The 9,838-nt window shown below is 62.2% G+C and carries 10 protein-coding genes and 1 tRNA gene; 6 read left to right on the forward strand and 5 right to left on the reverse strand.

The annotated features are described in order from the left end of the window. Positions 1–65: 65 nt before the first annotated feature. Genes murI through hemA form a run of 5 tightly spaced genes read right to left on the reverse strand, consistent with a single transcriptional unit; the run spans position 66 to position 4,786 of the window. Positions 66–857 carry a glutamate racemase gene (murI, locus tag ACK6AU_RS22030; protein ID WP_409301361.1) on the reverse strand — a complete coding sequence of 264 codons (792 nt, stop codon included), beginning with the start codon at positions 855–857 and terminating at the stop codon, positions 66–68. Continuing rightward, on the reverse strand, positions 850–1,605 hold the full coding sequence (locus ACK6AU_RS22035; RefSeq protein ID WP_409301363.1) for a molybdopterin-synthase adenylyltransferase MoeB: 756 nt from the start codon (positions 1,603–1,605) through the stop codon (positions 850–852). Before ACK6AU_RS22035 ends, murI begins: the two co-directional genes overlap by 8 nt. Then, positions 1,599–2,429: a peptide chain release factor N(5)-glutamine methyltransferase gene (prmC, locus tag ACK6AU_RS22040; protein ID WP_185700361.1), complete on the reverse strand. Its 831-nt coding sequence runs from the start codon at positions 2,427–2,429 to the stop codon at positions 1,599–1,601. The genes ACK6AU_RS22035 and prmC overlap by 7 nt, the downstream gene beginning before the upstream one ends. Beyond that, positions 2,430–3,512 (reverse strand): peptide chain release factor 1, encoded by a 1,083-nt coding sequence (prfA, locus tag ACK6AU_RS22045; RefSeq protein WP_185700362.1) that lies wholly within the window; start codon positions 3,510–3,512, stop codon positions 2,430–2,432. It lies immediately after the preceding gene. Beyond that, the gene (gene hemA, locus ACK6AU_RS22050) at positions 3,509–4,786 is read right to left on the reverse strand and encodes a glutamyl-tRNA reductase (RefSeq protein ID WP_409301366.1); all 1,278 of its coding nucleotides are present in this window, start codon (positions 4,784–4,786) and stop codon (positions 3,509–3,511) included. Before hemA ends, prfA begins: the two co-directional genes overlap by 4 nt. A gap of 183 nt (positions 4,787–4,969) precedes the next feature. On the opposite strand from hemA, the gene ACK6AU_RS22055 reads away from it, so the two are divergent. From ACK6AU_RS22055 to ACK6AU_RS22080, 6 genes are all read left to right on the forward strand, one after another. Next, positions 4,970–6,694 (forward strand): tetratricopeptide repeat protein, encoded by a 1,725-nt coding sequence (locus ACK6AU_RS22055; RefSeq protein WP_409301368.1) that lies wholly within the window; start codon positions 4,970–4,972, stop codon positions 6,692–6,694. A 4-nt stretch (positions 6,695–6,698) separates the two neighbouring features. Then, positions 6,699–7,316 (forward strand): lipoprotein insertase outer membrane protein LolB, encoded by a 618-nt coding sequence (gene lolB / locus ACK6AU_RS22060; RefSeq protein ID WP_185700365.1) that lies wholly within the window; start codon positions 6,699–6,701, stop codon positions 7,314–7,316. A gap of 1 nt (position 7,317) precedes the next feature. After that, entirely contained in the window at positions 7,318–8,169 is an 852-nt protein-coding gene (gene ispE / locus ACK6AU_RS22065; RefSeq protein ID WP_185700366.1) for a 4-(cytidine 5'-diphospho)-2-C-methyl-D-erythritol kinase, read from the forward strand. A 36-nt stretch (positions 8,170–8,205) separates the two neighbouring features. Beyond that, positions 8,206–8,280, forward strand: a tRNA-Gln gene (locus ACK6AU_RS22070). Positions 8,281–8,328: 48 nt separating this feature from the next. Continuing rightward, positions 8,329–9,270, forward strand: coding sequence for a ribose-phosphate pyrophosphokinase (locus tag ACK6AU_RS22075; RefSeq protein ID WP_003171603.1), 942 nt, complete (start codon positions 8,329–8,331; stop codon positions 9,268–9,270). Between the two features lie 139 nt (positions 9,271–9,409). Beyond that, a partial coding sequence (locus tag ACK6AU_RS22080) for a 50S ribosomal protein L25/general stress protein Ctc (RefSeq protein ID WP_409301371.1) occupies positions 9,410–9,838 on the forward strand: 429 nt, incomplete at its 3' end.

The raw sequence follows: 9,838 nt of genomic DNA on the forward strand, positions 1-9,838 counted from the left end.
GATAGGCTATAGAAGTCAGCGCTGAACCAGAAGTTCAGCACTGACAGCAGGATTTAACGTTTTTTTCACAAGTCGAAAGACTGCACACTACCGGATTCTTGCCACAGGATGGGCAGTACTTTGGCAAAATGCGGCACATTGCCGCTGGTCCAGAAGCGGGTTTCCCGTGCCGGGCCATGGGCGCGCAGGCCGCCCTCGTCGAGCAGGCGCTGCAGTTGGCGGGCCACCGCCGCACCGGTATCCACCAGGCTGATGTGCCCAGGCAGCATCCGTGACAGCACGGGCTTGAGAAACGGGTAATGAGTGCAGCCCAGGATGATGGTGTCGCAGCCCGCCGCCAGCAGCGGCTCGACATACCCCTGCAGCAATTGGCACAAGGCCGCGCTGTGCAGGTCGCCGTTCTCGATCCTCTCCACCAGGCCCGGGCAAGGCTGGGTGACGACCTTCACATCGCCGGCAAACCGGTCGAGCAAGGCGGCGAACTTGGCGCTCTGCAGGGTACCGGTGGTGGCCAGGACCCCGACCACGCCGCTGCGGGTAGCCGCCGCGGCAGGCTTGACCGCAGGCTCCATGCCGACGATGGGCCAATCCGGAAATTCCCCCCGCAGCTCGGCGACGCCGGCCACGGTGGCGGTGTTGCAGGCCAGCACCAGGGCCTTGGCCCCTTGCTCGCGAAAGAAGTGGGCCATCAGGCCGCAGCGCTGGCGGATGAATTCGGGAGTCTTTTCGCCGTAGGGAATGTAGCCGCAGTCACCGAGATACAGCAGCGACTCATTGGGCAGCAACTGCTGGATCTCCGCCAGGACCGACAAACCGCCGACCCCGGAATCGAAGACCGCCACCGGTGCTTCACTCATGCCGGCCTCCACAGACCTTGCAGCCAGGGTCGCGCTTGACCCGCAGCTCGCGAAAACGCGTACCCAGGGCATCGATCAGCAACAACCTGCCCACCAGCGGTTCGCCGAAACCGGCCAGCAGCTTCAAGGCTTCCAGCGCCTGCAGGCTGCCCACGGTGCCCACCAGCGGCCCCAGGACCCCGGCTTCGCTGCAGGTCAGTTCGGCCTCGCTGCCGTGCCCGTACAGGCAGTGATAGCAAGGACTGTGCGCGAGGCGCGGATCGAATACCGACAACTGCCCTTCCAGGCGAATCGCCGCACCACTGACCAGGGGCTTGCCGGCGGCGACACAGGCGGCGTTCACTGCTTCGCGGGTGGAAAAATTGTCACTGCAGTCCAGCACCAGGTCCACGCCTGCCACGGCGGCGGCCAGGGAGTCCTCGTCCAGCGCCACCGGATGGGGCACCAGGCGGATCTGTGGGTTGAGGGCGGACAGCCGGCCAATGGCCGAGTCCACCTTGCTCGAATCGACGCTATTGCTGTCATGGATGATCTGGCGCTGCAGGTTGGTCAGGTCGACGCGGTCGAAGTCGGCCAGGTGCAGCTCGCCGACCCCGGCCGCAGCCAGGTAGAGCGCCGCAGGAGCGCCAAGGCCACCGAGGCCGACGATCAGCACGCGGCTCTGCTTGAGGCGCAATTGACCGTCGATATCGACCTGCTGCAACAGGATCTGCCGGCTATAGCGCAACAGCTCCTCATCGGTCAGCACGGCAAGCACCCCAGGCTGATGCGTTCATGGCCACCGAGATCGACCCGGCTATGGACTTCGATGAAACCCCGGGCGGCTAGCAGCTCGCGTACCGCCGGGCCCTGGTCGTAGCCGTGCTCCAGCATCAACCAGCCACCGGCTTCCAGGTGCAGCGGAGCCTGGTCCACGATCAGGCGCAGGTCATCGAGACCATCCTTGCCGGCCACCAGGGCGCTTTCCGGTTCGAAACGCACGTCGCCGGCCGCCAGGTGCGGATCGGCTTCGGCAATGTAGGGCGGGTTGCTGACGATCAAGCCGAAGCGCTGGCCCTGGATCGAATCGAACCAGTGGCTGCTGAGCACGGTGACGTTGTCCAGTTGCAGGCGCTGGCGGTTGCGTTCGGCCAGGGCCACGGCTTCCAGCACGCGGTCCACCGCAGTGACCTGCCAGGCCGGACGCTCGCTGGCCAGGGCCAGGGCAATGGCGCCACTGCCGGTGCCCAGGTCCAGGACCCGGGCCGGGCCGGCAGGCCACAGCTGCAAGGCGGCCTCCACCAGCAGTTCGGTGTCGGGGCGCGGGATCAAGGTATGGGGAGCCACTTCCAGGTCGAGTTTCCAGAACCCCTGCTGGCCGAGGATATAGGCCACCGGCTCGCCGGAGCGACGCCGTTGCAGGTATTCAGTGAACACCAGGACCGCCTCGCTGGGCACGATGCGCTCGGGCCAGGTATGCAGAAAGCTGCGGGGCTTGCCCAGGGCCGCGGCCAGGAGCAGCTCGGCGTCCAGGCGTGGGGTTGGCGAATCGGGCAGTTGGGCGGCGCGCAACAGGCTGGCGATGATGGTCATTCAATCACCCAATGCGGCAAGTTGGTCGGCCTGGTACTCGGCCAGCAGCGGCTCGATCACCGCTTCCACGCCACCGGCGATGATTTCGTCCAAGGAATACAGGGTCAGGTTGACCCGATGGTCGGTGACACGCCCCTGGGGAAAGTTGTAGGTGCGGATACGTTCGGAACGATCGCCCGAGCCCACCAGCAACTTGCGCTCGCTGGCGATGGCGCTGGCTGCCGCACTGGCCTGCTGGTCATTGAGCTTGGCCGACAACCAGGCCAGGGCGCGCGCACGGTTCTTGTGCTGGGAACGTTCTTCCTGGCACTCCACCACGATGCCGGTGGGCAAGTGAGTGATGCGGATGGCCGAGTCGGTCTTGTTCACGTGCTGGCCGCCGGCGCCGGAAGAACGATAGGTGTCGATGCGCAAGTCCGCCGGGTTGATCTCGATGGCTTCCTGCTCATCCGGCTCGGGCAGCACCGCCACGGTGCACGCCGAGGTATGGATGCGCCCCTGGGATTCGGTGGCCGGCACTCGCTGTACACGATGGGCCCCGGACTCGAATTTCAGCTTGCCGTAGACATTATCGCCCTCGACCCGGGCGATGATTTCCTTGTAGCCGCCGTGCTCGCCCTCGTTCTCGGAGAGAATCTCCAGGCGCCAGCCACGTCGCTCGGCATAACGCGAATACATGCGAAACAGATCGCCGGAAAAGATCGCCGCCTCGTCACCACCGGTACCGGCACGGATTTCCAGGAACACGTTGCGCCCATCGTTGGGGTCCTTGGGCAACAACATGCGCTGCAGGCTGCTTTCCAGCTCGGCCAGTTGTTCCTTGGCTTCGCGGACTTCTTCCACGGCCATTTCCCGCAGGTCCGGGTCGCTGTCCTTGAGCAGCGCCTGGGCGCCCTCCAGGTCGGCCTGGACCTTGAGTACCTGCTTGTAGGAGGCGACGATCGGCTCGACTTCCGCGTACTCCTTGGAATAGGCACGGAACTTGGCCTGGTCGGAAATGACCTCGGCGTCGCCAAGCAAGGCGGTCAGTTCCTCGAAACGGTCCTGGAGAATGTCCAGCTTACTGAGCAGTGACGCTTTCATTGCGGGGTTTTATCCGAAGAGCCCTCACCGAGGGCAAAGAGTTCTTGAGCCATGGCCAGCGCATCGAGGCGGCCTTCGGCGGAAAGCTTTTTCAACTGCACGCTCGGCGCATGCAGCAGTTTGTTGGTCAGGCCACGGGCCAGCTGGGCCAGTACGTCTTCGGCGCTGGTGCCGTTGGTCAGCATGCGCAGGGCCTTCTGCAACTCCTCGTCACGCAGGCGCTCGCTCTGTTGACGATAGGCCTTGAGCACGTCCACTGCCGCCAGCTCGCGCAAACGCACCATGAAATCCTCGGCGCCGATGTTCACCAGCTCTTCGGCAGCCTGTGCCGCGCCCTGGCGGCTCTTGAGGTTTTCCGCGACCACTTCGTGGAGATCGTCGACGGTATAGAGATAAACGTCGTCCAACTCGCCGACTTCCGGCTCGATATCCCGGGGAACGGCGATGTCCACCATGAAGATCGGCTTGTGCTTGCGCAGCTTCAGGGCACTCTCCACCGCTCCCTTGCCCAGGATCGGCAACTGGCTCGCGGTTGAACTGATGACGATATCGCTGTGCACCAGCTCCTGGGGAATATCCGCGAGCAGTACCGCATGGGCGCCGAACTGTTCCGCCAGCTGGCTGGCGCGCTCCAGGGTGCGGTTGGCCACCACGATGCGCTTGACGCCCAGTTCGTGCAGGTGCCGGGCGACCAGGGTGATGGTCTCGCCCGCGCCGATCAGCAGCGCCTGGCTGCGCTGCAGGTCGCTGAAGATCTGCTTGGCCAGGCTCACTGCGGCGAAAGCCACGGATACGGGGTTCTCACCGATGGCGGTATCGGTGCGGACCTGCTTGGCGGCATTGAAGGTCGCCTGGAACAGCCGTCCCAGCAAGGGGCCGACGGTGCCGGCCTCACGGGCCACGGCGTAGGCGGACTTCATCTGCCCGAGGATCTGCGGCTCGCCCAGTACCAGCGAGTCCAGGCCCGAGGCCACGCGCATCATGTGACGAACTGCCGCATCGTCCTCATGCACATAGGCACTGGCACGCAGGTCGTCCAGGCTCAGCTGGTGGTATTCCGCCAGCCAGCGCAGCACCACATCGGCCGAAAGATGATCCTGTTCTACATAGAGCTCACTGCGGTTGCAGGTGGAGAGGATCGCAGCTTCGCGGCTGTCGGTGAGTCGGCAGAGCTGCTGCAAGGCCTCAACCAACTGCTCAGGGGTAAAGGCCACGCGCTCGCGGACGTCTACAGAAGCAGTCTTGTGGTTAATACCAAGTGCAAGGAAGGCCATTCAAGGTCGCTGATGATGTCGAGAAGCCGGCAATTGTCCTACTTCGACAGATTCAGAACAACTCCCGCCGACTATTGTCCCAATAGACTGCCTCTGTTCTGGCATCCCGTTGAGTCTCGGTTATGTTTGGCCGAAGGCTTGTGTCATGATGATCCGACCGCAGGTTAGTCGCCCTCTTCCTATATGAATAGATCCTCCGCGTTGCTCCTCGCCCTTGTCTTCCTCAGCGGATGCCAGTCCCTGGCCCCTGTTTCATCGGACGCCACGCCGTCGGTGGAAGACAGCGCCCCGGCCCCTGAAAAGCCCAAGGTCTACTCCTCGTTCAGCGAAGACACTGTCTTCAGCCTGCTGAGCGCCGAGCTGGCGGGCCAGCGCAATCGCTTCGACATTGCCCTGGACAACTACGTAACCCAGGCCATCAACACCCAGGACCCGGGCATCTCCGAGCGGGCCTTTCGCATCGCCGAGTACCTGGGCGCCGACCAAGCGGCCCTGGACACATCGCTGATCTGGGCGAAAAACGCTCCCGACGACCTCGAGGCGCAGCGTGCGGCCGCTATCCAGCTGGCCCGCGCCGGGCGTTACGACGACTCCATGCTTTATATGGAGAAGGTCCTGCAGGGCAAGGGCGATACCCATTTCGACTTCCTGGCCCTGTCGGCCGCCGATACCGATCAGGAAACCCGTGACGGCTTGATGAAAGGCTTCGACCGGCTGCTGCAAAAGCATCCGCATAACAGCCAGCTGATTTTCGGCAAGGCCCTGCTGATGCAACAGGATGGCGACGCCAAGGAAGCCCTGGCCCTGCTGGAGGAGAATCCGCCGGAAGACGGCGAAGTGGCGCCGCTGCTGTTGCGCGCCCGCCTGCTGCAAAGCCTGAACCGCAGCAAGGAAGCCCTGCCCCTGCTGGAAAAGAGCATTCGCAAGTATCCGGATGACAAGCGCCTGCGCCTGACCTACGCCCGCATGCTGGTGGAACAGGACCGCATGGAAGATGCCAAGGCGCAGTTCTCGAGCCTGGTCCAGCAGTACCCCGAGGACGACGAGCTGCGCTACTCCCTGGCACTGGTGTGCCTGGAAGCCAAGGCCTGGGACGAGGCCAAGGGCTACCTCGAAGACCTGATCGCGCGGGAAAGCCATGAAGATTCCGCGCACCTGAACCTGGGCCGTATCGCCGAAGAGCTCAACGACCCGCAAGGGGCGCTGGCCGAGTATGCCCAGGTTGGCCCGGGCAACGACTACCTGCCGGCACAACTGCGCCAGGCCGACATCCTGATGAACAACGGCCGTACCGATGAAGCGCAAAAGCGCCTGGTGGCGGCTCGCGACGCCCAACCCGACTACGCCATCCAGCTGTACCTGATCGAGGTCGAGACCCTGTCGGCGAACAACCAGGGGCCGCGCGCCTGGAGCGTCATCCAGCAGGCGCTGAAGCAGTATCCCGACGATGTGAACCTGCTCTACACCCGTGCCATGCAGGCCGAGAAGCGCAATGACCTGGGCCAGCTGGAAAAGGACCTGCGCCTGATCATCCAGCGCGAACCGGACAACGCCATGGCACTGAACGCCCTGGGCTACACCTTGTCCGATCGCACGACCCGTTATGCCGAGGCCAAGACCCTGATCGAGCAGGCCCACCAGCTGACCCCGGACGACCCGGCGGTACTCGACAGCCTGGGCTGGGTGAACTATCGCCTGGGTAACCTGGACGAGGCCGAGCGCCTTCTGCGCCAGGCCCTGGAGCGCTTCCCCGACCCGGAAGTCGCCGCGCACCTGGGTGAAGTCCTGTGGCATAACGACAAGCAACGCGAAGCCCGGCAGGTCTGGAACAAGTTCCTCAAGGACCAGCCGGACAACCCCGTGCTGCGCCAGACCATCAAACGCCTGACCGGATCAGAGACTCTTTAAGACCATGCTTGTGCGCCACTTCATCGTTTTCAGCTTCATCGCCCTGCTGGCCGGCTGCGCCGGTTTCGGCGCCCGTGAATCCGTCCAGGGCCAGGGCAACCCGGCGCAATGGCGCCAGCACAAGGACCAGTTGAGCGGTCTCGATGGCTGGCAGATCAACGGCAAGATTGGCATCCGTGCTCCCAAGGACTCCGGCAGCGGTACGCTGTTCTGGCTGCAACGCCAGGATTACTACGACATCCGCTTGTCCGGCCCGCTGGGCCGCGGTGCCGCACGCCTGACCGGTCGCCCGGGCCAGGTCAGCCTCGAAGTGGCCAACCAGGGCCGCTACGAAGCCAGCAGCCCGGAGTCGCTACTGGAAGAACAACTGGGCTGGAAACTGCCGGTATCCCACCTGGGCTGGTGGGTTCGTGGCCTACCCGCCCCGGGTAGCAAGAGCCGCCTGACCCTGGATGGCGACAGCCACCTGGCGAGCCTGGAACAGGACGGCTGGCAAGTGGATTACAGCAGCTACTCGCAGCAGAACGGCTATTGGTTGCCCGAGCGGATCAAGCTGCATGGCAGCGACCTTGACGTCACACTGGTGATCAAGGAATGGCAACCACGCAAGCTGGGGCAATGACATGAGCGTGCAAAAACTGACGCTGCCGTCCCCGGCCAAGCTCAACCTGATGCTGCACATCCTGGGACGTCGCGCAGACGGTTATCACGAGCTGCAGACCCTGTTCCAGTTCCTCGACTACGGCGACGAAATCACCTTCGCCGTACGTGATGACGGGGTGATCCACCTGCACACCGAGTTCGAAGGCGTCCCCCACGACAGCAACCTGATCGTCAAGGCCGCGAAGAAACTCCAGGAACAATCCGGCTGCACCCTGGGTATCGACATCTGGATCGACAAGATCCTGCCCATGGGCGGCGGCATCGGTGGCGGCAGTTCCAATGCCGCCACCACCCTGCTGGGCCTGAACCATCTCTGGCAACTGGACTGGGATGAAGACCGCCTGGCGGCACTGGGTTTGACCCTGGGTGCCGACGTACCGGTCTTCGTCCGTGGGCATGCGGCATTCGCCGAGGGCGTTGGGGAAAAACTCAGCCCCGAATACCCCGAGGAGCCGTGGTACCTCGTGCTGGTCCCGCAAGTCTCTGTAAGTACAGCAGAAATTTTTTCCGATCCGCTGTTGACACGTGACAGCGCGCCCATTAAAGTGCGCCCCGTTCCCAAGGGAAACAGCAGAAATGACTGCCTTCCGGTAGTCGCAAGGCGTTATCCAGAAGTACGTAACGCATTGAATTTGCTAGGTAAATTTACCGAAGCAAAACTGACTGGAACTGGAAGTTGTGTGTTTGGGGGCTTCCCAAGCAAAGCTGAAGCTGATAAAGTCTCGGCCCTTCTTACAGAGACCCTTACAGGGTTTGTAGCAAAAGGGAGCAACGTTTCGATGTTGCATCGCAAGCTGCAAACGCTGCTCTAACGGAAACGAGTGCCAGGCACTCGAAGCAACAGATACAGGGGCGTCGCCAAGCGGTAAGGCAGCAGGTTTTGATCCTGCCATGCGTTGGTTCGAATCCAGCCGCCCCTGCCATTTTCCTTATACTCATCCAGGTATACCCTCAGCCTTCAGGTACTGCGCGTGTCCAAGATGATGGTCTTTACGGGGAACGCCAACCCCGATCTGGCTCGGCGTGTCGTACGTCAGCTGCATATCCCTCTCGGTGACATTTCTGTTGGAAAATTTTCCGACGGCGAAATTACTGCCGAGATCAATGAAAATGTCCGCGGTAAAGACGTCTTCATTATTCAGCCGACCTGCGCTCCGACCAACGATAACCTGATGGAACTCGTCGTGATGGCTGATGCCTTCCGTCGTTCCTCGGCTACTCGTATCACTGCTGTTATTCCTTATTTTGGTTATGCCCGTCAGGATCGCCGTCCGCGTTCCGCACGTGTGGCTATCAGCGCGAAAGTCGTGGCTGACATGCTCACCGTGGTCGGCATCGACCGTGTGCTCACGGTTGACCTGCATGCTGACCAGATTCAGGGTTTCTTCGATATCCCGGTAGATAACATCTACGGCTCCCCAGTCCTGGTGGACGATATCGAAGACCAGCGTTTCGAAAACCTGATGATCGTCTCCCCGGACATCGGCGGCGTCGTGCGTGCACGTGCCGTGGCCAAGTCCCTGGGCGTTGATCTCGGGATCATCGACAAGCGTCGTGAGAAAGCCAATCACTCCGAAGTGATGCATATCATCGGCGACGTCGAAGGACGCACCTGCATTCTGGTCGACGACATGGTCGATACCGCCGGCACCCTGTGCCACGCGGCCAAGGCCCTGAAAGAGCATGGCGCCGCCAAGGTCTTCGCCTACTGCACACACCCTGTGCTGTCGGGCCGGGCCATCGAGAACATCGAAAATTCCGTGCTGGACGAGCTGGTGGTGACCAATACCATCCCGCTGTCCGCAGCAGCACAAGCCTGTGCACGTATCCGCCAACTGGATATCGCACCGGTAGTTGCCGAAGCGGTTCGCCGTATCAGCAACGAAGAATCGATCAGCGCGATGTTCCGCTAAGGGCTGGTCCCTGGCAAAACATCTCGATGACGAAAAGCGCCCCGTCCCAGCCTAGGTTGGGACGGGGCTTTTTTGCCCGTATCGCCCTTGGCGCTGGTCGCAAACGCCAAGGCGGACGAGGTTATTTTGGAGATACAAAATGAACGATTTTACCCTGAATGCTGAACTGCGTTCCGACCTGGGGAAAGGTGCGAGCCGCCGCCTGCGTCGTCTCGCTAGCCTGGTTCCAGCTGTTGTTTACGGTGGCGACAAAGCCCCTGAATCCATCAGCATGCTGGCCAAGGAAATTGCCAAGCTGCTGGAAAACGAAGCTGCCTACAGCCACATCATCGAACTGAACGTCGGTGGCACCAAGCAGAACGTCGTGATCAAGGCCCTGCAACGTCACCCAGCCAAAGGCCACGTACTGCACGCTGACTTCGTTCGCGTAGTTGCCGGCCAGAAACTGACCGCTATCGTTCCAGTGCACTTCATCAACGAATCTGCACCTGTGAAGAAAGGCGGCGAGATCTCCCACGTAGTGTCGGAAATCGAAGTTTCCTGCCTGCCGAAAGATCTGCCTGAATTC

Source organism: Pseudomonas sp. KCJK8993 (genome assembly GCF_046230915.1).
Lineage (GTDB): Bacteria > Pseudomonadota > Gammaproteobacteria > Pseudomonadales > Pseudomonadaceae > Aquipseudomonas > Aquipseudomonas piscis.

Excerpts from the sequence above, each read along its gene's own strand:
- murI (WP_409301361.1), bottom strand. The coding sequence starts at position 857 with ATGAGTGAAGCACCGGTGGCGGTCTTCGATTCCGGGGTCGGCGGTTTG.
- prmC (WP_185700361.1), bottom strand. The coding sequence starts at position 2,429 with ATGACCATCATCGCCAGCCTGTTGCGCGCCGCCCAACTGCCCGATTCG.
- prfA (WP_185700362.1), bottom strand. The coding sequence starts at position 3,512 with ATGAAAGCGTCACTGCTCAGTAAGCTGGACATTCTCCAGGACCGTTTC.
- hemA (WP_409301366.1), bottom strand. The coding sequence starts at position 4,786 with ATGGCCTTCCTTGCACTTGGTATTAACCACAAGACTGCTTCTGTAGAC.
- ACK6AU_RS22055 (WP_409301368.1), top strand. The coding sequence starts at position 4,970 with ATGAATAGATCCTCCGCGTTGCTCCTCGCCCTTGTCTTCCTCAGCGGA.
- lolB (WP_185700365.1), top strand. The coding sequence starts at position 6,699 with ATGCTTGTGCGCCACTTCATCGTTTTCAGCTTCATCGCCCTGCTGGCC.
- ispE (WP_185700366.1), top strand. The coding sequence starts at position 7,318 with ATGAGCGTGCAAAAACTGACGCTGCCGTCCCCGGCCAAGCTCAACCTG.